The organism is bacterium (assembly GCA_024742285.1).
Classification (GTDB): domain Bacteria; phylum Myxococcota_A; class UBA9160; order UBA9160; family UBA4427; genus UBA4427.
Window position 1 is genome coordinate 81,109 of the sequence record JANSYR010000008.1, and the last position, 26,040, is coordinate 107,148.

The 26,040-nt window shown below is 63.6% G+C and carries 17 protein-coding genes and 1 tRNA gene; 12 read left to right on the forward strand and 6 right to left on the reverse strand.

All coding sequences use genetic code 11. The annotated features are described in order from the left end of the window. The first annotated feature begins 15 nt into the window (after positions 1–15). The gene (locus NXI30_15630) at positions 16–795 is read left to right on the forward strand and encodes a sterol desaturase family protein (GenBank protein MCR9095652.1); all 780 of its coding nucleotides are present in this window, start codon (positions 16–18) and stop codon (positions 793–795) included. Here the strand turns inward: NXI30_15630 and NXI30_15635 are convergent. Next, positions 792–1,718 (reverse strand): SDR family oxidoreductase, encoded by a 927-nt coding sequence (locus NXI30_15635; GenBank protein ID MCR9095653.1) that lies wholly within the window; start codon positions 1,716–1,718, stop codon positions 792–794. The genes NXI30_15630 and NXI30_15635 overlap by 4 nt on opposite strands. A gap of 212 nt (positions 1,719–1,930) precedes the next feature. Here NXI30_15635 and NXI30_15640 point away from each other — a divergent pair, with 212 nt between their 5' ends. The 3 genes from NXI30_15640 (at position 1,931) to NXI30_15650 (ending at position 7,155) form a co-directional block, all read left to right on the forward strand. Continuing rightward, entirely contained in the window at positions 1,931–4,489 is a 2,559-nt protein-coding gene (locus tag NXI30_15640; GenBank protein ID MCR9095654.1) for a hypothetical protein, read from the forward strand. 123 nt (positions 4,490–4,612) lie between these two features. Further along, positions 4,613–5,896 (forward strand): beta-lactamase family protein, encoded by a 1,284-nt coding sequence (locus tag NXI30_15645; GenBank protein MCR9095655.1) that lies wholly within the window; start codon positions 4,613–4,615, stop codon positions 5,894–5,896. Positions 5,897–5,898: 2 nt separating this feature from the next. After that, positions 5,899–7,155, forward strand: a complete 1,257-nt coding sequence (locus NXI30_15650; GenBank protein MCR9095656.1) for a sterol desaturase family protein — start codon at positions 5,899–5,901, stop codon at positions 7,153–7,155. Here the strand turns inward: NXI30_15650 and NXI30_15655 are convergent. Continuing rightward, entirely contained in the window at positions 7,121–7,924 is an 804-nt protein-coding gene (locus NXI30_15655) for a helix-turn-helix transcriptional regulator (GenBank protein MCR9095657.1), read from the reverse strand. The genes NXI30_15650 and NXI30_15655 overlap by 35 nt on opposite strands. An 86-nt stretch (positions 7,925–8,010) precedes the next feature. Here NXI30_15655 and NXI30_15660 point away from each other — a divergent pair, with 86 nt between their 5' ends. From NXI30_15660 to NXI30_15670, 3 genes are all read left to right on the forward strand, one after another. Next, positions 8,011–8,850 (forward strand): MOSC domain-containing protein, encoded by an 840-nt coding sequence (locus NXI30_15660; GenBank protein MCR9095658.1) that lies wholly within the window; start codon positions 8,011–8,013, stop codon positions 8,848–8,850. An 84-nt stretch (positions 8,851–8,934) separates the two neighbouring features. Continuing rightward, positions 8,935–9,011: transfer RNA gene (locus tag NXI30_15665), tRNA-Arg, on the forward strand. A gap of 522 nt (positions 9,012–9,533) precedes the next feature. Next, positions 9,534–10,295: a hypothetical protein gene (locus NXI30_15670; protein MCR9095659.1), complete on the forward strand. Its 762-nt coding sequence runs from the start codon at positions 9,534–9,536 to the stop codon at positions 10,293–10,295. A gap of 448 nt (positions 10,296–10,743) precedes the next feature. On the opposite strand, the gene NXI30_15675 is transcribed toward NXI30_15670, so the two are convergent. The 3 genes from NXI30_15675 to NXI30_15685 form a co-directional block, all read right to left on the reverse strand. Beyond that, positions 10,744–11,874, reverse strand: coding sequence for a helix-turn-helix domain-containing protein (locus NXI30_15675; protein ID MCR9095660.1), 1,131 nt, complete (start codon positions 11,872–11,874; stop codon positions 10,744–10,746). Positions 11,875–12,276: 402 nt separating this feature from the next. After that, a complete protein-coding gene (locus NXI30_15680; GenBank protein ID MCR9095661.1) occupies positions 12,277–13,098 on the reverse strand; it encodes a ParA family protein in 822 nt (273 codons plus the stop codon). Between the two features lie 1,602 nt (positions 13,099–14,700). Next, a complete protein-coding gene (locus NXI30_15685) occupies positions 14,701–15,339 on the reverse strand; it encodes an NYN domain-containing protein (GenBank protein MCR9095662.1) in 639 nt (212 codons plus the stop codon). Positions 15,340–15,663: 324 nt separating this feature from the next. Here NXI30_15685 and NXI30_15690 point away from each other — a divergent pair, with 324 nt between their 5' ends. Beyond that, entirely contained in the window at positions 15,664–16,446 is a 783-nt protein-coding gene (locus NXI30_15690; GenBank protein MCR9095663.1) for a hypothetical protein, read from the forward strand. 145 nt (positions 16,447–16,591) lie between these two features. Here the strand turns inward: NXI30_15690 and NXI30_15695 are convergent, their stop codons facing one another. After that, positions 16,592–17,011 carry a hypothetical protein gene (locus NXI30_15695; protein MCR9095664.1) on the reverse strand — a complete coding sequence of 140 codons (420 nt, stop codon included), beginning with the start codon at positions 17,009–17,011 and terminating at the stop codon, positions 16,592–16,594. A 1,091-nt stretch (positions 17,012–18,102) separates the two neighbouring features. On the opposite strand from NXI30_15695, the gene NXI30_15700 reads away from it, so the two are divergent. The 4 genes from NXI30_15700 to NXI30_15715 all read left to right on the forward strand — a co-directional run bounded on the left by NXI30_15700 (position 18,103) and on the right by NXI30_15715 (position 26,038). Then, positions 18,103–20,214, forward strand: coding sequence for a type I restriction-modification system subunit M (locus NXI30_15700; protein MCR9095665.1), 2,112 nt, complete (start codon positions 18,103–18,105; stop codon positions 20,212–20,214). After that, positions 20,211–21,434 (forward strand): restriction endonuclease subunit S, encoded by a 1,224-nt coding sequence (locus NXI30_15705; protein ID MCR9095666.1) that lies wholly within the window; start codon positions 20,211–20,213, stop codon positions 21,432–21,434. The genes NXI30_15700 and NXI30_15705 overlap by 4 nt, the downstream gene beginning before the upstream one ends. Further along, the gene (locus NXI30_15710; protein ID MCR9095667.1) at positions 21,431–24,661 is read left to right on the forward strand and encodes a type I restriction endonuclease subunit R; all 3,231 of its coding nucleotides are present in this window, start codon (positions 21,431–21,433) and stop codon (positions 24,659–24,661) included. The genes NXI30_15705 and NXI30_15710 overlap by 4 nt, the downstream gene beginning before the upstream one ends. Before the next feature lie 297 nt (positions 24,662–24,958). Further along, entirely contained in the window at positions 24,959–26,038 is a 1,080-nt protein-coding gene (locus NXI30_15715) for an MBL fold metallo-hydrolase (GenBank protein MCR9095668.1), read from the forward strand. The last annotated feature ends 2 nt before the right edge of the window (positions 26,039–26,040 follow it).

The window sequence follows — 26,040 nt, forward strand, 5'->3', positions numbered from 1 at the left end:
CGGAGGCGTCCCGCCATGTTCCCCCTCGATTCGGTCCCGCTTCTCGGCGTCTGGCTCGCCACCTTCCTCTTCGCCGGCGCGGTCTCGCTCTTCTCCTCGGGCTTCGCCGTCTTCTTCGAGCGCGTGGCGACGCGCTTCCGCATCTTCGACGTCGAGGTCCCGGCGGACCAGCTCCGGCTCGAGAGACGCGCCTACCTCCGCTTCCTGCTGCTGCTGGCCACCTGCGCCACGCCCTTCCTGGGGCTCGGCTGGATCCGATTCGGCGCGGAGGAGCCGCTCGCGATCGCGTGGACCTTCGCCGCGATCTGGACCGGCTTCGAGATCTACTACTACGCGCTCCACCGCGGACTCCACACGAAGGCCCTCTACCGCTTTCACGCCCATCACCACGAGTCCCGCGTGACGACCGCGTGGACGGGGCAGTCGCTGTCGGTCGTGGAAGCCCTCGGCTGGATCGCGGGGCTGCTCGTGATCCCGGCGCTGATCGGCTTGTTCGCCCCCCTCAGCTGGGAGGGCTTCCTGCTCTACTTCGTGGCGAACACGTTCGTGAACGTCGCGGGCCACGCGAACGTCGAGCTGAACCCGATCTCCGCCCGCGCCGCGACCTGGCTCGTCCACCCCTGGCTCTACCACTCGCTCCACCACGCGCGCTTCCGGAACCACTACTCATTCGCGAGCACCTTCATGGACCGGCTCTTCGGGACCGAGTGGAAGGACTGGCGCGAGCTGCACGGGCGCGTGATCGCGGGCGAAGCGCTCCCGAGTCTCAACGAGCGAGGAGCGGCGGAGCGCTAGTCGCTGCCGCCTTCCGCGTCCGCGTCGCCGTCCCCGTCGCCTCCGAAGAAGACCTCGAAGGGGGTCCCACTCCAGTCTTCCTTGCGGTGGAAGCCGTCGAAGCGGGAGGTCGGACCGTGGTTCGTGACCTTGAAGAGGGTGTTCTTCTGGAAGGACGAGCCGCCATCGATCGCGATCGTCTGGCCGGTCACGAAGGTCGAGGCCGGTGAGAGCAGGAACGTGACGACGGCCGCGACCTCGCTCTCGGTCCCGAGGCGAGCGGCGGGCACGACGCGAGCCCCGTCGACCCCCGCCTGCTGGATCGGCGGCGGATAGGTCCGCATGCCCGACGAGAGGATCGTACCCGGTGCCACGCAGTTCGTGCGGATGTCGTAGCGCGACCATTCGAGGGCGAGGGTGACCGAGAGGTTCTCGATCCCGGCGCGGGCGGCGGCGCTGTGGGCCATCCCGACGTAGCCGCTCCGGATGTCGGCGAGCATGTTCACGACGGAGCCGCCGTGCTCCTTCATGCTCGCCTCGAAGACCGCTCGGGTGACCTGGAAGGTCCCGTTCAGGTTCAGGTCGACGACCTTCCGGAAGGCGCTCGACGAGATCTTCTCGGCCGGAGCGGCAAACTGCCCGCCGGCGTTGTTGTAGAGCCCGCGGATCGGCCCCACCCGCTCGACGACCTTCGCGACGGCGCCCGTCACCGACTCGTCGTCGCGGACGTCCATCGTCTCGAAGTCGCAGACGCCCCCGTCCGAGCGGATCTCCTCGGCGGTCTCCGCCAGAACCTCCTCCCGGCGGCCGCAGAGCACGACCCGCGCCCCGAGGCTCGCCAGCTCGTGGGCGGTGCAGCGACCGAGGCCGGTTCCGCCGCCGGTGATCAGGACGGTCTGCCCGTCGAAGAGGCCGGGTCGGAAGATGCTGTCGTAGCCGCCCATCTCGATCGCTCCCTCGTCTCGCGAAGGCTTCGAGCCTAGCGGAGCGCGCCGATTCCCCTCGGGGCAAACGCGGTGCGAGTGGCCTTTCGGAGGCCACCCCCTGCCCGATTCCGTCCGATTTCGCGCCTTCTTTCTCGACGACGGCCCGAACGAGGCCGCCCACCGGACCCACCCGAATCCCCGGGCCCGGCGCAAAGAAAGAGACGACGAAAATGATGATCCGAACCCTCCTCCTCGCCGCGCTCGCGGCCCTGATCGCGACGCCGGCGTTCGCGGCGGACCGCGACGGCGACGGTGTCGACGACACCGTCGACAACTGCCTCTTCGTGGCGAACCCGGACCAGCGCGACACCAACGGCGACGGCTTCGGCAACCGCTGCGACGCCGACCTCAACGACGACGGCCTGGTCACGACTGCCGACTTCGGGGCCTTCTTCAGCGTATACGGACGGACCGACGACGATGCCGACTTCGACGGCAACGGCCTCGTGACGACGGCCGACTTCGGCGTCTTCTTCGACCTGTTCGGACGCCCGGTCGGCCCCGGCGCCCTCGCGATCGACCCGGAGCCCATCACCTGCAACGGCGGCTTCTGCACGATCCAGGTCGCCCCCGGCATCGACCTCGAAGCCGCAGGCGAAGACATCGAGGAGCTCGTGCTCGGCTTCTACTCCGTCCGCGGCGACGCCCAGATCTACACCGACGAAGGCGGCGTGATCCTCGGCGACGCCGAGCTCGTGATCGAGCCCGGCGCCGGCATGCTCGGCACCTCCCTCTCCCCCGACTACGAGATCGGCAAGCTTGCGGGCGGGCCGGCGACGATCCTGCCCGAGCGCGTGAACGTCGAAGCGCTCCTCGGCGCGGACATCGACGTCGAGATCCCGCTCTACGACGACGCCTGGTACGTGCTCTTCTCGACCGAAGGCGCGCTCCAGTTCGACCTCGACTTCCTGATCGGCAACCTCGAGTTCGGCTGGGGCCGACAGTCCTGGCGCATGGTCCTCGACCCCGTCGATCCCTTCCTCTACGTGGGCAGCACCGACGCGGTCCCGATCCCGGTCCTCGGCCGCCTCACGAACCAGATCGCGCCCGGCGTCGGCCTCGACGTGACCGAGGTGGGCTCCGGCTACGGCGTCTCCTTCTCCGGCCGGATCCCCTTCGAGCCCGAGGTCCCCGCGGCGATCGCCGAGACGCTCCCCGAGGTCCAGGGCGACTCGATCTTCTACGGGAGCTTCGACCTCGCGACCCTGACGCCGCAGCTTCCGCTCGTCGCCTTCGAGGTCCGCGTCGAGGGCATCGCGATCACCGACGAAGACCCGGACGAGAACGGCGCCTTCGTCTTCTTCGGCTCGGACGAGACCTCCCGGGACCGCATCCGCGCGATCACCGGAACCACCACCCCGAACGTCACGATCCCGCTCCTCCCCGGCCTCGAGTTCGACCTCGACTTCGCGGGCGACGAGGAGCCGATGCCCCTGACCGTCATCTCCTCGAAGACGGACATGGACACCGCGAACCCGCGCCGCGAAGCCTGGGTCGCCCTCGACGTCTGGAGCCTCGACGCCCTCCGTGGGGACGCCGCCGACTGGATCTCCATGCCGGGTGAGCGAGTGGCTTCGGTCCTCTACTTCGGGCCCGAGGAGGACGACAACTTCTTCCGCATGGCGACCGAGCGCGTCGTCGAGATCGATGCCGCGCGGATGGCCGCGATCCACGGCGTCGAAGCGAGCGAGCTCCTCGTCGACCAGTCGATCTTCGAGATCGACGCCCGACGGATCGAGTACACCTCGGAGAGCTTCATCGAATCGATCCACCCCGACGTGACGTACACCGCGAGCAGCTCGCTGCGGTTGATCCTCCCGACCTCGAACGCGTCGGCCTTCGATCTCCTGATCGAGAACGAAGCCGAGCTCGGCGGGATCGCGCTCCGAAGCTACGGCAAGCAGCTCACCGCGGACAGCTACCGCCACTGGGGTCGCTACCAGACCCCGAACTGGGGCTACGCGCTCGAGGGTTCGTTCTCGGCCGAAGGCGCCTGGCTCGAAGGCTCGACGAACGCGCGCCTCCCCTACCGCTACGCGGCGGTCGACCAGGTCGCGGACATCGCGGGCCGGATCGCGGCGACGGAGGAGGCCGAGCGCCTCGCGGACGCCGACTATCAGGCCAACCTCATCGCCCTTCGCGACTACCAGCGACGCCTCGAGCAGGAATCGGCCGCCCTCGAGGACGAACGCGCCGCGCTGCGCACCGCCCAGAACTGGCTCGCCACGAAGCGCGACGAGCTCGACGACGCGCGGAACCGCAATTGTGGCACCTGCCGCTGGTACGACGCGCCGTGCCTCGCCCGCGTCTCGGCCTGCGTCGCCTGGAAGGCGGCGGCGGTCCCGACCCTCGAAGGCGCGGTCGCGGTCGCCCAGGCAGGCGTCAGCCTCGCCCAGGGTGCCCTCGCCCGGGTCCAGGCGGGCTACGACGAAGCGGCGCTCCTCGTCGCCGGCGCCCAGCGCGCGGTCGATCTGGCGCTCGACGCCCGGGACGACGCCCGGGAGGCACTGGTCGGGCTGCGCGCCGAACGCGACGCGCTGCCGCTCGAGGACGGCGTGATCGACGCCCGTGTGGCGCTCCGCCTCACGCGGGACGGCCTGACCGGCACCGTGAGCGGCACCTTCCAGGGCGCCAACTTCGGCGAAGGCGTCGTCGTCAACGACGCGACGGGCTCGCGGGCCTGCTTCGTCGTCCCCCAGACGGACGAGGAGCTCTGCGCGCCGCTCTAGGCGGGACGTTCCTCCTCGCCCTGCCCACGAGCCGGGTCGTCCTTCGGTACGGCCCGGCTCCGTCGTTCGAGGGTGACCGGGAGCCCGGGGGCCGCGAGAGCGAGCGAGCTAGTCTGGGTCGCGATGCCGAAGACCCCGATCAAGATCGAAGGCGTAGTCGCCCCCGGCTTCGAGTCCGTCCGCGACCTCTACGCCCGCAACATGGCGACGCTCGAGGAGCGGAACACCCAGCTCTGCGTCTATCGCCGCGGCGACAAGGTCGTCGACCTCTGGGGCACCCAGATCGACGACACGAACTTCGCGCCGGACACGTTGGTGAACATCTTCAGCAGCGGAAAGAGCATGGAAGCGATCGCGCTCGCCTCGCTCCACGGCCGGGGCCTCCTCGACTACGACAAGCGGATTGCCGACTACTGGCCCGAGTTCGCCCGGAACGGCAAGCAGGACCTGACCGTCGCCGACCTGATGCGCCACGAAGGCGGGCTCGCGAGCTTCGACCAGTCGATCGACCCGGAGTCGCTCTTCCCCGCGAACATCAAGAAGAACCAGGTCGGCGCCGTCATCGAATCCCAGACGGCCCGGTTCCCCGAGCGGGACGACACCCGCCGCGAGTACCACGCGATCACACGGGGCTGGGTCGCCAACGAGATCTTCCGGCGGATCGACCCGGCGGGCCGCACGATCGGCGACTTCCTGCGCGAAGAGGTCGCCGACCCGCTCGACGTCGACGTCTACGTCGGGCTGCGCGAGCCGGAGCTCTCCCGCGTCTCGCCCGTCGTGATCCTCTCGTTCCTCTTCGTCTTCCTCCAGAGCCTGATCCCGCGCTTTCTGGGCCGCCGGATCGAGAAGAACTTCTTCCAGCTCGCCGGCCGGATCCTCCGTATCCTGCGCGGTGCCCGTGGCGGGACCGTCCGAGGCTCGGTCCCGCCGATCCGGGGCGGCAAGGGCCTGCCGGACTTCAACTCGCGCGAGGTCCGCATGGGCGAGACCCCCTCGGCGAACACCCACTCGAACGCCCGCAGCCTGGCGAAGATCGCGGCGATGCTCGCCTCGGGCGGATCCTTCGGAGGCCATCGGGTCCTGAGCCCCGAGGCGTGCGAGGCGATGCACGCGAAGGCGACGCCGGCGGACATGATCATCATGCCCACCGCGTTCTCCCAGGGCGGCGTCAACGCCTTCGGACCGACGGACGTCGGCAGCGCCGACCTCGAGCGCGCCCTCAACGACGGGCGCGAAGGCTTCTTCGGCTGGATGGGCTTCGGCGGCTCGATCTTCCAATGGCACCGCGAGCTCGAGATCGGCTTCGGCTACGTGCCGACGTCGCTCCACGCCCTCGACCTCTTCAACGAGCGCGGCAAGGAATATCAACGCGAAGTCCTGCGCTGCGTCGCGAAGCTCGGCGCGTAGCCATGGAAATCGACTACATCGCGGTCGCGGTCCCCGCCTTCTTCGTCCTGATCGCCGTCGAGCTCTGGATCGCGCGTCGTCGCGGGCACGCCTACTACCGTCTGAACGACTCGCTGAACGACCTCGCGACCGGCGTGCTCCAGCAGCTCGTCACGCTGCTCTTCGCGGCCACGATCGTCGCGGGGTACTTCTGGATCCACGCGACTCATCGGCTCTTCGACCTGTCCGCCGACAGTCTCCTCGTGTGGATCGGCTGCTTCGTTGGCGTCGACTTCGCCTACTACTGGTTCCACCGCCTGAGCCACGAGATCAACTTCCTCTGGGCGGCCCACGTCGTCCACCACCAGAGCGAGGAGTACAACCTGACGGTGGCGCTCCGGCAGAGCGCGCTCCAGCCGTTCATGTCGATTCCGTTCTACTGGCCCCTCGCCCTGCTGGGTGTCCCGCCGCTGGTCTTCCTCGCCTGCTCGTCGTTCAACACGCTCTACCAGTTCTGGATCCACACGCGCGAGATCGGGACCCTCGGCCCCCTCGAGCAGATCCTGATGACCCCCTCCCACCACCGCGTCCACCACGGACGCAACCCGATCTACATCGACCGGAACCACGGCGGCACGTTCATCGTCTGGGACAAGCTCTTCGGCACCTTCGAGCCGGAGAGCGAAGAGGTCGTCTACGGCGTGACGAAGCCCCTCGCGAGCTGGAATCCGGTCTGGGCCAACCTCGACTACTGGATCGACCTCGCCCGGGCCGCGCGTGCGACCCGGCGGGGGCGCGACAAGCTCCTCGTGTTCCTGGCGCGGCCGGGCTGGATGCCGACGGACCTCGGCGGATTCCAGGCCGCGCCCCCGCTCTCGTCCGACCTCACCAAGTTCGACCCGACCGTCGACCGCCGCATGGCCGCCTACGCGACGTTCCAGTTCGTGCAGGGCGTCGGCCTCTCGGTCGTGTTCCCGCTCCTGTACCCGAACCTCGGCACCCCCGCCCGGATCCTGATCGTGGTCGGGATCGTCTGGAGCCTCGTGAACGTGGGCGCGCTCTTCGACGGCGCGCGCTGGGGCGCGGTGTCCGAATGGGTGCGGATCGTCCTGACACCGATCGTCGCGATCGCCCTCCTCCCGCTGCCCACCGGCGCGATCGCCTCGGTCGCGCTCCTCGCGAATCCGGTGCTCGCGTTCCTCGTCGGGCTGCGTCCCGGTGAAGACGACGGCGTCCGTGGCGGCTTCAGTGACCGGGCGGGCGAGGCGTTGGATCGCTGAAGTAGCGGCCCGGCGTCGTCCCCATGGCGCTGCGGAACATGGCGATGAACGCGCTCGGCGTGTCGAAGCCGACCTCGAGCCCGACCTCGGTCACGCTCCGTCCCTGCGCGAGCCCCTCGAGCGCGCGCAGCAGTCGCACCTGACGCTGCCAGCGACCGAAGCTCATGCCCGCCTCGGCGTGGAAGAGCCGCTCGAGGGTCCGCTCGCTGGCGCCCGCGACCCGCGCCCACTCGGCGCGCGAGCGGCGGTCGGCCGGGTCGCGCTCGAACGCGCGGGCCACCTCGCGGGCGCGCGGGTCGGAGAGCGTCGGCAGATGCAGAGGCGCGACCTCCGCGGTGCGGAGCTCGTCGCGGAGGACCGCGGCCACGTTCGCCTCGGGTCCGTCGGCGGGATAGTCGGGGCCGAACTCGACCGCGCGCAGGATCAGCGCCCGGAGGAGCGGACTGACCTGCACGACCCGACAGCGCGCGCCGTCGAGGCTCGCGAAGGCGGGATCGAGGTAGACGGTGCGCAGCTCGACCACGCCGACCATGTCGATCGCGTGGTCGGCGAAGGCCGGCACCCAGACCGCCCGCGCCGGCGGCACGATCCAGAGCCCGTGCGCCGTGCGGACCTTCATCACCCCGCTCGCAGCATGGATCAGCTGCGCGGCGTCGTGGCGGTGGAGTGGAATCGGCCGATCCGGCCCGTGATCGTCGGCGAGACCGAGCACCGGCACCCGGAGCCCGAGGGCGACCAGCGGCGGATCGGATTGACGGCTTTGCGACATCGAATGTCAGAATAGGCGCAGATCGCCACCCCCGTCGATGGCATCCTGCCCTCGTTCCCGCCCCCATCCACCCGAGGAGACCCGCCATGTCCGAAATCGTCCTCCGAAAACTCTGGACCTACCCGGTGAAGGGCTGCCAGGGCGTCGCCCACGACGAAGTCCCCGTGACGACGCTCGGCATTCCCGGCGACCGCGGCTTCGCGATCTGGAAGGACGGCGCCCTCGTCGACCAGAAGGAGACGCCACGGGTGGCGTCGATCGGCGCGCACGTCGACCTCGAGGCGGGCACGCTGACGCTCCGCCACGCCGAGGCCGGCGAGCTCGTGCACGAGATCCGCGCCGACGGAGCGCGACGTCCCGGACGCTGGGTGCTCGACGAATTCGAAGCCCTCGACCAGGGCGACGTCGCGGCGGAGTGGCTCTCCGACGTCCTCGGGGAGCCCGTCCGCCTGGTGGCCGCCGACGAGGCCTGGCGGATCAACTTCCCGATCCCGCAGATGGCGCTCCTCCACGACCAGCCGAAGCGGGCCTTCACCGCCGCCTCGCCGATCTCGATCGCCAACGTGGCGTCGCTCGCGGCGTTGAACGCCCGGCTCGAGGCCCCGGTGCCGATGGAACGATTCCGGATGAACGTCGTGATCGACGGACTCGAGGCCCACGCGGAGGACACCCTGGACGAGGTCCGGGGCGAGTCCGTACGACTGCGGCACGTCACGCCCGCCGAGCGCTGCGTGATCGTCTCGACCGACCAGCGAACCGGCGAGCGGGACCGCTCCGACCTGCTCCGCTCGCTCCCGAAGAAGTCGAAGGAAGACCGCTTCGGGAGCGGACGGATCTTCGGCACCTACCTCCGCGTCGAGACCGAAGGCACCTTGCGGGTCGGCGAGCGACTCGAAGTGATGTCCATGGAAGCGGCGTTCTGCTAGCCTCGGGCGGCCCTCAGGTCTCCGTGGTCTCCACGGATTGCCTCGACGTCGTCTCGGCCGTTCGTTCGGTCCCGACGGCACCGCGCGCCGGTAGCTCAGCTGGATAGAGCATCAGGCTTCGAACCTGAGGGTCGGGGGTTCGAATCCCTCCCGGCGTACCATAAATTCCCTTTGAAATCGCCAAGTTCCGTTAGGTCACCTTCATCGTCTGAAACGGTGTTTTCGTCCATTGTGACCAAATTGTGACCAACTGTGACCATCGTGAGCCCGTCGAGTGCGTCGACGACGCCGTGCTCTTCGGGGTCCGGCAGCAAATGGCCATAGGTGTCGCACGTGATTTGGATGCTCGAGTGCCCGAGCCAACGTGAGACCTTGAAGATGGGCACGCCGGCCAGGAGCAGGTCCGTTGCGAACGTGTGCCGCAGGTCGTGAAACGGCTTGGGGTGACCTTCGATCCCGGCACTCTTCACGATGCGCTTGAAGCGGTCTCCGAAGCGCCGGTCGTCCTGGACGGACGCCGTCTTTCGAACGGACGGGAAGAGCCATTCGCCTCGGTCCCGCTTCGCGTTGAAGACGATCTGGTCCTGAAGAACCGAGGCGAGCTCGGTCGATAGCGGAAGGGTTCGCCGCGACTTCTCGGTCTTCGGGTTATCCACCTTTCCGTCGATGATGCGGCGCCGAACGTGGAGATACCGGTCGACGAGGTCGACATCGTCCGGCCTCAACCCGAGGACCTCGGAGCGCCGGAGCCCGGCGCGCAGTCCCAGGAGGGCGCCAGCGTAAATCCAGCGGTCTTTCTTCTTCGCCGCCTTCAGGAGCTTGTCTCTCTCCTCGATCGTGTAGGGCTGCGCGCCACTCCCCTCGGCTGGAAGCTCATCCGTTCGCAGACCTGCCGCCTTCAGGAGCTGCGCCTTGTTGGCGAACGGATTCTTGCTCAGGATGCCCTGAACACTGACGGCATCCTCGAAGGCGCTCTGAAGAGCTCCGACAAGATTCGCGACGGTCTTCCTCGACCGCCTCCCCTCTTCGCCGTCAATCAAATGGCGGACAATCGCAAGGGCGTCGGAACGGGAGATTTCGGCGAGGAGCTTCGAGCCAATCAGAGGCTTCACCTCGCGAACGGCCTGCGCGTAGGTGAGGTACGAGCCGGGCCGAAGGCCACCTTCGACGCGAGCGAGCCAATCTTCCGTGTGCTTCGCGAATGTGAGCCCGCGCTGGGGCTCGCTCGGAAACGGCGTCTTCCCGAGAAGCATCCTGGCTTCGACTTGCTTCGCGAGTTTCTCGGCGAGCTCGCGGTTCGACGTGTCGGCGGATCTCCGGATACGCTGGCCATTCCATCGAAAGTCCAGCCACCAGACGTCTCCGCGTCGTCGCAGCCTTACCGCCATTCTCGCTATTCCGGCTCCCGTCCGAGTCGCTCGAGCAGAGTACCTAACTCACCCTGAAGATCACGCTCGGGCTGCTCTCCGTATTGGCGGAGCCATTCGAGGAACTCGGAAACAACGACCAGCACACGTCGACCGACGCGATACGAAGGCATTCCGCGCTCTCGGGTCCATTGGCGAAGCGTCTTCTCGTCCACCCCGACCATTCGCCCTAGCTCCGAAACACTTACGGCGATCCGCTCTCTTGGCTCGACGAAGCGGGCCGCAGACGGTCGACCTTCGGCTTGGTTCAAATCCGCAGACACGTGCACCTCCTTCTAGATGGAGCGGCCATCGCCGTGGTCGGATCAATCGAGGCTCGCGCGAGACGGGCAAGTCGACCGAGGTTGGATGGCAAGCGGCCATCCTCTTGCTCATCACCCGGACACGATTCTACTGCGCGCGTTCGCCTAATGGCGCGAAAGTTCGGGCGCTGACAATATTCGGAAGTCGTGGCGAGTCAGAAGATTCACGATGCCGCGCGACGGGAAGAGTTGGACCGAGTTGTCGCGCGTCGACGCCGGAACTCATCACGAGTCAGCTCATGTCTTGCTGAGAGCAACTGGTTCACACGAGACATCACAAGCAGGTCGAAACCGACGACATCGCGGGTGCCAAGGTCTGCGAGGAGTTCGTTTCGAACGGCCTCTTCAATCTCCGATAGTTCTCCTGAGTCATGGTTGCTGCGAATCCTTGCAAGTTCATCTCTCTGCCATTCCTCGAACGATTCTCTTCGCTTTGGCAAAGCAAGCTGGCGGCGCCGGCTCGCGCTTTGGCGCTTCGATTCAATCGCGTCATCGACGTATTGAAGAATCGCGCCAAAGTTCTCCATTTCGAAGCGGGTGCATTGGGCGCGCTTCAATCCAAACGTGAGAATATATTCAGCCGTGAGCACGCCGTGCGCCGCGATTAGGGAATCAGCCTGCTCGATTTCCCTCTCGGTCGGATGACGGGTCGCCGAATGACCGCGAGCCTTGTGAAATCGACGAACGAGTTCGACTGACTCCTGGGTGAATTCTTCCGTTTCAGGACCTGCACACACCTTCTTGGGTGTGTGAGTCTGGTTCATTGAATGGCTCTTGTTCGTGTCGGCCGGGCGTGAGTCACGCATCCCCGACACAGGGCCATTGCCTGTGTCGCCTTTTGTCGACACAGGGGGAAGCCGTGCGGCCCCCGATTTCCGAGCTTTTCGGTCATCAAAGATTCCGAGACCCGATATCGGTTGAATCGAATAGACATTGTTTCCCCAGCGGCCGCCCGATGACGTCATCCGACGAGTCTTCTCGACTCGAAGCACCGGCCGTCCTTCGAACCGATACGCGGCTAGAGACCGAATTCTCTTGTTCGCTTGCTGGCGGCCAATTCCCAGGTCGCGCGCAACACGTGCCTGGCTCGGACGACATTGGCCATCTGCGTCCATATACGTCGCGAGGCAGCAGAGCGTTCGCCAGCGGATATCGCCGATGTCAGCAAGGAGGCCCGAATCCCGAGCCGCGAAGTACATTTTCACGAACATCCGGGACAGTGTGTTGCCAGTCGCGACGTCAGTTTCATACTGACGCTCCACACTCACGAGCGGCTGACGCTTCTCGGCACCCATCGCGGTCAGCCCACCCGCCGCCCTGGCCTCAATGGCCCCTGCCGAGCCAGAAAACGCCGACCCGCATTGGCAGTTGCCTCGAGGCGAGCCAATTCTGTTCGAAGCGCATTCTCCGCAAGCGAAGCCAGCGAAAGGCAATGCGGTGGTCCTGAGAGTGCGAAAACTGCATCTCGAATCGATTCCGCCAAGTCCGCCGGCAGATTGAACGGAACCTTCACCTTCGAAGTCGCCTTCGCGTCCAAAACGGACTGAGATTCAAACTTCGGCTGATAAGCGGCCGCAGAGGTCGCGCCACGCGAATCTCGTCCGTTCTGAGACGATTTCGACTCCTCAGACAGCAACCCGTCGCCCATCGCGTCTCGCAACAGGCTCGATCCGCCGGGAATTTTCGGAAGAGTGTTTCTAGGAGGCATAGATTCGAACCTCCCTTCGCCCCTCCTCCTGAGCTGCAGCGATGCGGCTGAGTAACTCGGCACCCACCTCACGAAAATCGACCGCGCCGATACTAGCGGGCATGTATTGGTTGACCGGCCGCTGAAACGCATGGGATTCGCCAACATGCGTGCTCTCTCGAATCACGCCATCGAGCACATCCACCCCGAATAGCTCGCGTAGCCACGATTCGACTTGGCGATGCTGGAGTCGCGGCTGCATTCGGGAAACGACGATTCCGAGCAACTCCAAGTTTTCATTCAGTTGAGCCTGAACGTCCTGTGCCAGCCGGAGGATCGTCAGGATCGGGGTCCGACTCGCGGATTTCGGTTCAACCGGAATGAGCAGATAGTCCGACGCGACGAGTGCGTTCACCGTCACGAGGCCAAGACTCGGCGGGCAATCCAAGAGAACAAGGTCCCACTCCTCGGGAAGTTGCGACATCGACCGTGCGAGCAGCCGCTCGGCCGCGAGCTGCCCCGAAACACACCGGTCGAACGAGGCGAACCCGCTCCCGCACGGAACAACATCGAGCTCTACCGGACTCGTTCGAACAAGGTCGGCGAGCGGCCAGGCATGTGACACTGCCTGACAGAGCGCAGAGCCGTACGGCTCATCGTCTGGAAGCTCCCCCGGACTTCGAAGCCCGAGCCATTCCGTTGCAGTCGCTTGCTGGTCCAGGTCGACGACCAGGACTCGGAGACCGCGTTCGCGAAGCGCGCCTGCGAGACAGACTGCGGCACCGCTCTTACCGACTCCCCCCTTGTGGTTGGCAATGGCTATGGTTTTCATTCTCCTCCCGTGTGATGACTACCGATTCGTCCGATGCTCCCATTGGGAGCGTTGCTTCCTCCCCTATCGCCTGAGGTCGCTGCATCCGTCAAGAAGAATATTTTCGGGACTGGCACGACCACTCTCATCGCCGCCATTCGGACCCTTTGAGTCCTACGGTTCCATTGAAGCCATCAATCCCATTGGTTCCAATCTCTCGTGATGACTTCTACGACTCCGTACGGTAGAAGCACATCATCAGGCCTCCGGGCCTGTGGTCGTCAGGAAGTGGAGCGGGTAGGACATCCAACCTGCCGCACTGACCGGCCGAGATGGGGATACGTGCCCGGTAAAGCGACTACCAATCGCCTAAGGGTCCAGGGTTCACCTTCTGGAATGCGCATTTCCCTGTAGCGCTGAGTGCCTCGAGAGGGGCTCGCTCAGTGCGACGGAGGCTCGTCGGACTAATCCTTTCTACGTCTCGTAGAGAACTAATCCCGGCGTTCTATCCGATGACCGAAGCCACGGACGGCATCGAAGAAGGGCGACGGAGGAAAACCGTCGGTCGGGATGCGTGAATATCACGCGAAACGGCCGACGGCCGCATACATTCGAAGTGGGTACCGCGCTCGTGCAATGCGAGCGCCCAGACCTGCCCAGGGGGTTCGGGCTTGGCCGTCATGGCCGAGTTCGCTCAACCTGGCTCGCGCAGGGAGCCCCGATCGTGGTGACACGACGGGCCGAGTCCGAAACCGGGACTCGGGTATCGGCCTAAACCGCCGAACGTGAAGAGCTCAACTGTGAAAGGCGTAACCGGTCGTGCGGGAGTGCTTGCGAGGAAATTTTCGAGAAGACGGTGCCGAACCGCGAAAAACTCCGCTGAGTGGGTAAGGGGGCCCTTCTGGCTTCGTCCCCCAGAAATCTCGAGGTGTAACGCCTCGAGGAAACTGCGGCTTGCTGGGAAGCGAGCGCGTATCAGCGTAGGACCGCCCGTAGTAGCCGGGCTGAGCGACGTGATCTCGAAATTGACGATGTATGCGAATCCGGGAAGCGGTCGAGGAGCCGGTGTGGTGACCGGTGCCTGGCAAGGTAGCCAGGTGTTTCAAACCCTCGAGCGTGGGAGCGGGTCCTGAGTAGCAGATACCGAGAGGTGCACGAGAGCGCGGCAAGGCAGTCGCGCGCTCGTCCTCCGAGAACCGGGTGGTGCCGTTCTCGAAAAGAGGAGACGAAAGGGACGACAGGGCATTCAGCCCATCTCGGTCCGGTCCGGAGGCCCCCAAAAACGGGGACTTCCGCATCCGGAAGGGAGTGAACGCGGCCAGATGGGACGGGCTCCGGGAGGAGCCTGCCCCACCTGGCGGTGGAATGACGGCAGACAGGATAGGTGCGCCCAATTTCTGGGATCACCGATTCGGCTGCCGCCTCCCGATACGATCGGTGGGTTGGGGTGAGGGCACATTGCTAGGCGATGCGCCCTGCCCCTTCTCGCCATTCGCGTGACGGTTGAAGTAGCGGACGAAGTCTGTAACGTGCGGTTTTGATGGGTCTTTGTTTCGAAGACTTGTCGGAAGGATTTGTGCTTTGGTGGATTGTGCCGTGAACAATCCCCACTCTTCATGGGTGTCATGCGCGGGAATTCCAATCGGCGGGCTTCCGAATGCGTCGGCCACGGGCGTCGATGACGACGTCTGGGAACTGAGCGTGTTTGAGAACCTGGAGCGGCAGAAGTCGGGCCCGGTGTGCGGCGCCTCTCAGTTCGACCGCCGCGCCCCGGTCTGGATGGCGCGCCGGCACATAGACGACGATTTCTTTCTCGGGAAACCGTTTCCGAATGAGCGCGAGCGCCGGCACCAGGTCCGAATCCCCGCTCACCAGAATCAGCCGATCACATTCATCCTGATAGGCGTCATCGACCATCGTGATGCCGATCGTCACGTCCGTTCGCTTCTCTTCGGGCCATGCGAACCGCCTGGGCCCTGCCATCGAGCACCCCGCGACCCGACATCGAACCCGCCGCGTCTTGAACCGGCCAAGCGTCACTTCAACGAGTGGTGTGGTCTCGAGCGCTCGAAGATGCGTCCTCTGAGCAATCCGCTCGTGCCCCATCATGAGTGCGGAGAAAAAGCGGACCCTGCGCAGGTCATCATGCGGCAGGAGAAGGCGAAACAACCGCTCTAGGTCGAGCCATGCCTCAGACGTGCCTCGCAGGGCTCCATAGAAGAGATTGAATCCATCGACGTAGACAATTGTGCGGTTCTTCAAGGCCCTCCGAATGTCAGTTCCAGCGACGAATACAAGAAAGGCAGCCCTATAGGCTGCCCAAACCGGCCTGCCCAGCCGGGGAGTCGTGTTAGGTCCATTATTGTTCGGAATGGTAGAGATTGTCGAGGACAATCACGAATTCATGACTTGGTCAGCCGCGAAGCACCGCAACCCTCATGATATCAGCAACGGTATACCGTGAAGCCAGCCAGCAGGCGGCAGCCATGGCGAATGCGAAGGGGAGAGAAAAAATTGCGTCACTCTGCGGCGCGCACCGCATAACATTTAGTGCAGGGAGATAGAGGGGGATGGAAGGAGACGACAATGTACCGTTGTCAAACGACCACCCTCGAAGGATTTGTGCAGCAGCTCGTCTGCTACATCGCGAGTGGCTACCGCTATTTCGTGGTGGGGCAAATCCCAGAACACAAAGACCCCCAACGGGTCGACCAGAACGTCATCGAGAAGTACGGCATCGCGCTGTCCAAATACCAGCGTGCGCGCCGTAAGCAGAAGGGCGAGGCCAGCGTCCAGTACCTGCGCTTTCAGAACTTCTTCGTGCTGATTGCGACGCCACCGGTCGGCGCTCACGAGTTTTACAGCGCCGAAGCCAATGCGATTCGGGACATTCGAAAGCAGCCCATTCGCTGCGCCGGCTACTCCATCAGTTGTCGGCAGGACGGCTCCGCGGCCCGCGAAGGCATTCAGCGCTGGCGGGCACACGTCCGCATCGATAGGGAGCCGTTTCTTGAGCTCAAGGCAGCGCTCCTCGAAGCTTCGACGCGGAGAAGTCGCCGCGAGCTCGAATTGACGCTCCGAGAAATTCCCTATGAACCCTATGCGCCTATTCGGCGACAGCTACTGGAAATCCTTCGCGCCATGAACATTCGACGTGATGGCGCTGACCTTCAGCCGCTCCGGTCTCGCTGCCTCCGGTTCCGACGAGTCCCCGTACTTCCATTCGGTTCGGACGAGTCGGGGCGAAGCCAACCGGCGATCCTCGCGGCTATCGCATTGCTCGGTCTGCTCGTCTTCGCCTGGCAGGTCGAGGAAGCACGGTTCGTGATGGCCGTTCTCGTGGTGTACCTGCTGCTCCGCGAGCCATGAATCCGGGCGTGCCTTCCGGAATCGCCGCGAGAACGCCGACCTCAGTTTCCGGGGGAAGTCCAGGCGCTAAAGACAAGAACCCACTCATTGCCCCCTACGATGCCGGGGGCGCGGCCGAGTGGCGGACTCATTCTCGCGACGCGCCCTACAGAACACCTCGCTCACGTGAGAGCTCAATACGAAGCGACGCTTCGAGCTCGTTCACAGCGTCCTCGTCACCCAAATCGAAGGCCGGCGAGCCCGACGCCACTCGGATGCGTTCTGCATCGCGCGGCAGGACTCGCGTGAAGAGCCTCCAGTAAAGCAGCGATGCATTCCGATTCGGAAGCGCAGCCATCGAAGCCTCCGATAGCGCGCAAAGACACTCCGCGTCGGTTCCCAGCCGCATATCGGCTTTTCGCGTGACCCGTTCGAGAAGCTCCCGGCAGTGATGCCGATAGACCTCCGAAGAGACGTGCCTCAACGTATCCGGCGGGCAGAGAAACCGAAACGCCGAGTTGATCTCCTTCTGGGAGACGGGATGTCTCGCTCGTGCGAACGCAATCTCCTCTTCCGCAATCTCCATACATCGAAAGGCGAGCTCGGCCGCGCCCAAGATGTCTGGAGCAATGAAGCCAACCAACCGTTGCTGAAGTGTTCTCGTGTCGTGAATCGATTGTGTCACTGGTTCTTCCTCCGTCCGAAGCGGGATGCTTGGATGAAGGGCAGACCGTCACGCGCGGCGCTCCGTCCAGGCTCGCGAAGCGACCGCAGGGAAGCCTTGACGGAGCGCGAGGAGCGCGTGCTAGAGGGGAGCCCGCCAAGCAGCCCGCGAAGGACGGAGGAGACGGGAGTCGTCCATCGAATCGAGAAGACTCGATACCGACTCAGGGGGCCTTCGGAAGTGTTCCTTGCTCGAGGAAGGAGTGATAGCCACCCTCGCGAGTCCAGATGACGTGGTCGACGAGTCGAACGCCTAGCAGGGTCCCCGCCTCGGCGAGTCGGTCTGTGATTTGCTGGTCTTCAGCACTCGGTCGAGGGTCGCCCGAAGGATGGTTGTGACCGATCACGAGAGCGACGGCTCCCAGGAGGAGCGCACTCTGGAACACCTCGCGTGGATGGACGAGAGATGCGGTTGCCGTTCCGACGGAGACGACGGAATGCCCGGCTGGTCGATGTCGACCGTCTAGATAGAGGGCAATGAAGTGTTCTCGCGCGTGGTCGGAGACGATTCGACGGGCAAGATGGACGAAGTGATCGGGACGAGAGACTGGAGTCTGAGACTTGAGCGATCGACCTCGGTAGCGGATTTCGACTTCGCGGACGGCAACGGTTTCGAGTGAATTGGATTTCATGAGACTTCCTCCTTGGAGCCTTGGGTGGCTCGGCTGGAGGGCAGACCAGCGCTCGCGACGCGCCGTCCAGGCCCGCGAAGCGGCCGAAGGGAAGCCTTGACGGTTTGAGCGGGAGCGAGGGCTATGGTGGGCCCAGCCGAGCCACCCGGACTCGACAAGGGTCTGGGAACTAAGAAAGTTCTATCTTGGTGGATCGAGGGATTTCGCCCTTTCATTGCGGATACTTACGGCCCGAAATACAGTTGGAGGGGAATCACTTCGCCCGTATTCACGATCACTTTCTTGGGCGCAATTCGAGAAGAACCTGCAGTTAAGGAGCGGCGTGGCACAGATCGACAACACTGCAGCGATTGAGAAAAGACTCTGGACCGCGGCCGACACCCTGCGGGCCAATTCCAACTACGCCAGCAACGAGTATTTCCTCCCAGTCATGGGCCTCGTCTTCCTGAGACACGCCTACAGCCGCTACTTGGGCGTAAAGGACGAGATCGAAGTCAGCCTCCCCTCCAGAGGCGGAAAGAAGCGGGCTCCGACCAAAGAGGACTTTTCCCAGAAGAGCGCCATTTTCCTCCGTCCGAAAGCCCAGTTCGACCACCTGGTCGCGCTCACCGACAGCGACGACCGCGCCAAAGCCATCGTCGACGCGATGGAATCCATCGAGGCCGATTACGACACGCTCCGAGGTGTTTTGCCGAAGGCGGAATACCAGGAGCTCGACAACGACGTCCTTGGGCAACTGCTGCGCTCGCTGAATCCAGAAGAGCTGAAGACGGCCAAAGGCGACGTCTTCGGTCGCATCTACGAATACTTCCTCACGCAGTTCGCCGACCTGAAGGCGCACGATAACGGCGAGTTCTTTACTCCGATTTCACTCGTCGCACTGATCGCGAACGTGCTCGAGCCCGAGCACGGAACAGTGCTCGACCCGGCCTGCGGTTCGGGCGGGATGTTCGTCCAGAGCGCGCACTTCGTAGAGCAACACGATGCGAGCCCGAGGGAACTCACCTTCCGCGGACTCGAGAAGAATGCGACGACGATTCGCCTGGCGAAAATGAACCTCGCGGTTCATGGCCTCGAGGGCGATATCCAGCGAGCCATCACCTACTACGAAGACCCGCATGAGCTCATCGGCAAGGCCGACTTCGTGATGGCGAACCCGCCGTTTAACGTCGACGAGGTCGATGCCGAAAAGGTGAAGAGCGACCCGCGGCTTCCCTTTGGCCTTCCAGGCGTGAACAAGGAAGGCAAGGTCTCAAACGGGAACTACCTGTGGATTAGTTACTTCCACAGCTACCTGAGCGAGAAGGGACGGGCTGGATTTGTGATGTCGTCCCAGGCCTCGAGTGCCGGACGCGACGAAGCCAAGGTTCGCCGCAAGCTCATTGAGTCGGGCGATGTCGACCTGATGGTGGCCATCCGTCCGAATTTCTTTTACACGCGAACCGTTCCCTGTGAGCTCTGGTTTCTGAATCGCGATAAGCCGAAGGCCCGCCGCGACCAAGTGCTGATGCTCGATGCGCGCAACATCTACCGCAAGGTGACCCGAAAGATTTATGACTTCAGCCCCGAGCAGATCGAGAATCTCCTGGCCGTCGTCTGGCTCTCTCGCGGCGAAGGCAAGCGCTTCCTTGAAGTCGTCGCCTCGCGCCTCGAGCGCATGCTCGCTGAGGGTGCGAACTGCTTCGGAGCTAAGGCTTCGGAAGGGGACGGCGCCCCTGTTCCGCAGCACCTCGAGGCGCTCGCGTCCCTTCGCAGGGAAACGGACCCCTTCCTGACGACCCTCGACGCTGGTGCTCCGCATGCCGAGACGCTCGGCGAACTCGACAGCGTGCTCGCGACGTTTCGGGCCGACGTCGAGACCTACGAAAAGGCACTCGCAAAGGAACGAACAGCATGGGCCAAGAAGGCGCCCGGGACGGCCAAGGCGCTGGTCCAGGCTGTTGAGCGGATGGCGCCGCTCGCTGAGACGAGCCGCGACCTGGTCAAACAGGCGGACCTTCTCACCAAGCTCGCTGGCCGCTTGATTGACACCTGCGAAGGTGAGCTTGACGCGCGCGAGAGCAAGGTGTGGTCAGCTCGTGACATCACGCGGGCGCGAAAGGCGGCGGACAGTGCCCGCCACGCCGCCGTCGAGCAGCTGAAGCAGGTTCGATATTTCCACCGCCAGACGGAATGGTTGACCGACCGCTTTCCGGACGCCGAATTCCGAGACGTCGAAGGGCTTGTGAAGCTCGTCGACCGTGCCGAGCTCGAGGCCAACGACTGGAGCCTCACACCGGGCCGCTATGTCGGTGTCGCACCAGAAGAAGAGGACGAGGACTTCGACTTTGAGGAAACGCTTCGCGACATCCACGTGGAACTCGCCGGCCTGAATTCTGAGGCGGTCGAGCTTGCTGAAAAGATCGCCAAAAACTTCGAGGAGCTCGGGGTTTGAGCTGGCGAAGGACACCTCTCGGTGAGCATATCGACCTCATCTCGGGCCCAGCCTTCAAAAGCGCCCACTTCACCGCAGACCCTGAAGATGTACCTCTCGTAAAGGGCGAAAACCTAGGGCAGGGTCAAATTCTCTGGGCGAAATCCAAGTACTGGCCCCGAGCCGACACAGAAAAGTACGAGAGGTTCTTTCTTGAGCCCCACGATGTAGTGCTCGCAATGGACCGACCTTGGGTTCCTGCCGGACTGAAATTTGCGGCAGTCCCCCCCGACGCTCCTCGAGCATTACTGGTCCAGCGAGTTGCTCGTATCAGGCCAGCGAGCAGCCTAACCTCTGCGTTTCTAAGGTATGTAATCGCGTCTCCGGAGTTCTGTGCCTATGTCAAGAACATAATGGGTGGGGTCGGAGTTCCGCACATTAGCGGCGACCAGATTCGCCGCTTTGAGTTTTCACTGCCACCGCTTCCAGAGCAGCACGCAATCGCGGACTTACTTTCCGCCTACGACGACCTGATCCAGAACAACCGCCGCCGGATCCAGCTTCTTGAGCTTTCGGTGCGGCTGCTCTTCAAGGAGTGGTTCGTCCACCTGCGATTTCCGGGCCACGAGCACGTCAAGATCGTCGACGGTGTCCCGGAGGGCTGGGCGCGTAGGTCGCTCAACGATGTCGCTGACTTCCGTCTCGGCAAGATGCTCGACCAGAAGAAGAATAAGGGCGAACCGAGGCCATATCTCGCGAACAAGAACGTGCGGTGGGGCGAGTTCGATTTCTCGGAGTTGCGCGAGATGCGCTTTGAAGAGAGCGAGACCGAGAAATACGGTCTGAAGCACGGCGACATCCTTATGTGCGAGGGCGGTGAGCCGGGGCGATGCGCGATATGGAGAAACCAGCTTCCTGGAATGATGTTTCAGAAGGCGCTGCACCGTATTCGACCGTCCGGAGGTCTGGACTCTCGATTTTTGTTCCACAGCTTGCTCTTCAAGGGAAGAACAGGTCGACTAGCGGGCCTCTTTACAGGTGCGACGATCAAGCATCTCCCGCGCGAGAAGCTCGCCAAAGTCGAGATCGATATCCCGACGGTGAGGCTGATGGAACTCTTCCTCGAGAACGCCGGTCCGCTTGAAGACCAGATCAATGTGCTGCAAACCGGGATTCGGCGCGCGTCAGCGGCCCGGGACCTATTGCTCCCCCGCCTGATGTCGGGAGAGATCGCCGCATGACGCCGCCGCTGACCGAGGACTCGTTGGTCCAGCAAACCACCGCGGATTATCTCCGTGTCGTGCTCGGTTGGGAATCGGTCTACGCCTACAACAACGAGACCTTCGGGCCTGAGAGTACGCTGGGACGCGCCTCCGACCGCGATGTCGTGCTCACGCGCTATTTCCGCGAAGCTCTCGTCCGACTGAATCCGGACCTTCCGGACGACGCGTACGACGAAGGAGTGCGCCAAGTCGTCGAGGTAAGCGCAGCGCAGACCGCGCTTGCGATCAATCGCGAGAAGCACGACCTGCTCCGCGAAGGCATCACCGTCGCGTTCCGGAACGCGAAGGGCGAGCGCGAGAAGCGCCGCCTGAGCGTCTTCGACTTCGCTGAGCCAACGAACAACCATTTTCTTGCGGTCCGCGAGCTTTGGGTGCGCGGAGCACTCTACCGACGCCGGGCCGACATTGTCGGCTTCGTCAACGGCGTCCCGCTCTTGTTTGTCGAGCTCAAGAACGTCCATAAGGACATTCGCGCGGCCTACAACAAGAACCTTGCCGACTATAAAGACACCGTCCCACACCTCTTTCACCACAACGCCGTGATTCTGCTCGCGAACGGCATCGACGGAAAGCTCGGCTCGCTCTCGAGTCGCTACGAGCACTTCCACGAGTGGAAGCGGCTCGCCGAAGACGAGCCAGGCGTCGTCAACATGGAGACGCTCCTCAAGGCGGTGTGCACGAAGGAGAACTTTCTCGACCTCTTCGAGAACTTCATTGTCTTTGACGATTCGACGGGGGCGCCCGTCAAGATTGTCGCTCGCAACCACCAGGTGCTCGGCGTGAACCGGGCGCTCGAGGCCGTCCGCGACCGCGAAGCCCGCGACGGAAAGCTTGGCGTGTTCTGGCATACCCAGGGTTCGGGCAAGAGCTACTCGATGGTCTTTCTCACGCGAAAGGTCCACCGAAAGCTCGGTGGGAACTTCACCTTCGTCGTCGCAACCGACCGCGACGACCTCGATACCCAGATTTACAAGACCTTCGCTGGCTGCGGCCTGGTCGACAATGACCGCGACCCTTGCCGGGCCGGCAGCGGTGAGCACTTGACCGAGCTTCTCGGTCAGCACAAGGCCTATGTCTTCACGCTCGTCCAGAAGTTCAATCGGGAGGTCAAGTCCGAGGCCGACGTTTACTCGACGCGCGGAGACATCATCGTCATCACCGATGAAGCGCACCGCACGCAGTACGGAATGCTCGCGCTCAATATGCGAAACGCGCTCCCGAACGCGAGCTACATGGGATTCACGGGCACTCCGCTCTTCAAAGACGACGAGATTACGCGGAAGGTCTTCGGCGATTACATTTCGACCTACGACTTCAAGCGCGCCGTCGACGACAACGCGACCGTGCCCCTCTACTACGACGCCCGCGGCGAGCGCCTAGCGCTCGCCACGGACGACCTGAACGAACGCATCGCCGAGAAGCTCGAGGAGCTTGCGACCGATGACCTCGACGCACAGCAGCGCCTCGAAGCCGAGCTCCGGCGCGAGTATCACATCATCACCGCCGGAAGCCGGCTGGAGCAAGTCGCTCGCGACTTCGTCGAGCACTACTCGACGGCCTGGGAGACGGGAAAGGCGATGCTCGTCTGCATCGACAAGGTCACCTGCGTCCGCATGCACGGACTCATCGAGCAGTTTTGGGACGAGCGCGTCGCCCAGCTCGAGGCCGAACTACCCAGCGTCACCGACGAGCAGGAAGAGCTTTCCCGCCGGCGGCAACTCGACTGGATGCGCGAGACGCGGGCCGCAGTCGTCGTAAGCGAGGAGCAGGGCGAGGTGGAAAAGTTCCGACGCTGGGACCTCGAAATCGAGCCCCACCGCCGGCTCCTCAAGGAAGGCTTTGACCTGCCCGATGGCTCACGCATCGACCTCGAGACGGCCTTCAAGAAGGACGAACATCCGTTTCGGATTGCCGTGGTTTGCGCCATGTGGCTCACGGGCTTCGACGTGCCGAGCTTGTCGACGCTCTACCTCGACAAGCCGCTCAAGGCCCACACACTCATGCAGGCGATTGCGCGAGCGAACCGCGTGCATGAGGGCAAGAACAACGGCCTTATTGTCGACTACTGCGGAATTCTCAAGAATCTGCGAAAAGCGCTCGCGACTTTTGCCAGCACGGCCGACGCCGGCCGCGGAGGGGAAGGCGAAGAAGACGACCAGGACCCGACCCGACCGCAAGAAGATCTGCTCGCCGACCTGGCCGAATCAATCGCGTTTGTTCGGGCTTATCTAGACGAACGCGGCGCCTCACTCGACGCGATTATCAACGAGACGAGTTTCGTGCGCATTGCGGCCATCGTCGCGGCGAAGGAGGCCGCGAATGAGAACGATGAATCGCGCAAGCGCTTCGAGGTGATGTGCCGAGAGGTCTTCAAGAAGTTCAAGGCCTGTATCAATCAGCGCCCCGCAATCAACGCCCATCGCCCTGCCCGGGACGCCGTCGACATCATCTACAAGAGCCTCCAGGAAGACCGCGAGAAGGCGGACATCACCGACATCTTGCGAGCACTCCACGAGGTGGTCGATCAGGCCGTCGAGACCCGCGCGGTGCGCGAGGTCCCCGAACCCGGCGAGCCCTACGACATCAGCCGCATCGACTTTGATCGCTTGCGCGCTGAGTTCGAGCGTAGCCCCGCGAAGAACACCACGGTTCAGAACCTTCGCCAGGCGATCGAAGATCGGTTGGGGCAGCTGCTTGCGCAGAATCCGTTGCGCACTGATTTCCAGCAGCACTACGAAGAGCTTGTCGCCGACTACAACCGCGAGAAGGACCGGCTCACGATTGAAGCCACTTTCGAAGCCTTGTTGCGCTTCATCGAGGAACTGAGCGACGAGGACCAGCGCGCGATGCGAGAAGGCCTCGATGAGGAGTCGCTCGCGATCTTCGATTTGATCAAGAAGCCGGACCTCGGAGCAAACGAAGTCGAGCAGGTGAAGACGGTCGCAGTAGAGCTCCTGACGACACTCAAAGCCGAAAAGCTGCGCGTCGATCAGTGGCGAGAGAAGGAGTCAACTCGCGACGCGGTGCGTGTCGAGATTCGGGACTTCCTTTGGAGCGACGGGACTGGCTTGCCGATTGACGCCTACGGGGAAGATGAGGTGACTGAGCGCTCCGAGGATGTGTACCGGCACGTGTTCAGAGCGTATCCGACGGTGCCGTCGCCGTTCTACAGCGAAGTGGCGTAGCCCGACTCGACGCGTTTTTGAGAAGGGCTCTGGTCCTTTCACCCTTCGAGAGGGTCTCGACCGAGGGGGTCTGTCGGCCTCGGCTGATGCCCCCTAGGTGATCCTGACCTTCAACGGCATAGTGGCGTAAAACCCGCATCTCTGTGTTGACACCGAAACTCCCGTGCAGATCATGCCTGCACCCCCCGGTCCGTCCGAAATTCGGCGCCCCCCACCGTCGAGGGGCCTTCGCGTGTCCTCGCCTTATGGGTGCGTGCCATTAACGCGCCGCATTCATTGGGCGGGGGAATTTGCAAGTTGGGATACGAAATCGACTTCTTGCCTGCCGGTGGCGGGTCACACAGCGGAGATGCAATCACCCTGCGCTTCGGGAACCTCTATGGCACTCGCCAAGAACAAACGGTCATCGTCATCGACGGCGGCTTCAAATCCACTGGCGAAAAACTTGTCGAACACATTAGGACCACCTACGGCACCGCGATCGTGGACCTAGTGATTTCGACGCACCCCGATTCCGACCATACGAATGGTCTTGCTGTCGTGCTGGAGGAGCTCGAGGTCAAGAATCTCGCAATGCACCAACCGTGGAAGCACACCGAAGATATCGCCGACTTGTTCAAGGACGGGCGGGTCACCAACAATAGCGTCAGCGAGCACCTACAGCGCTCACTTGAGTCGGCAAAGACCCTCGAAGAGATTGCCCAGTCGAAGGGCATTCCTATTATTGAGCCCTTCGAGGGGACAACGGGTTGGGATGGCACCGTCCGGGTCGTCGGACCCTCAGTTGAATACTACGAATCGCTACTTCCAGAGTTCAGAGGAACCCCCGACGCTGCCTCGCCAACAACAGTCGTCGGAAAGGCTGCTCGAGGCCTGATGGATTTCGTCCGCACAGTGGCTGAAGGATTCGGAATCGAAACCTTAGGTGACGACGGTGAAACCAGCGCCGAGAACAACTCGAGCGTCATCCTGCTCCTTTCCGTCAACGGACAGACCGCTCTGCTGATGGGGGACGCTGGAATGCCGGCACTCACTCGGGCCGCCGACTACCTTGACTCCATCGGATTTAACAGCGACACCCTTCAGTTGATTCAGGTGCCGCATCACGGGAGCCGCCGAAACGTTGGGCCCACGATTCTCGACCGTCTGCTCGGTCCCCGCCTGGACAGAGACCAGAAGCTCAGAACTGCGCTTGTGTCCTGCGCGCCTGACGGAGCGCCGAAGCACCCAGCGAAGAAGGTCACGAACGCCTTCCGAAGGCGTGGCGCTTGGGTCTACGAGGTGAAGTCAGCGACGACGCACCATTCCCGCGACGCACCTGACCGGGGCTGGGTCCAAGCTGTCCCCACGCCGGTCTACGACGTGGTGGAGGAGTAGAC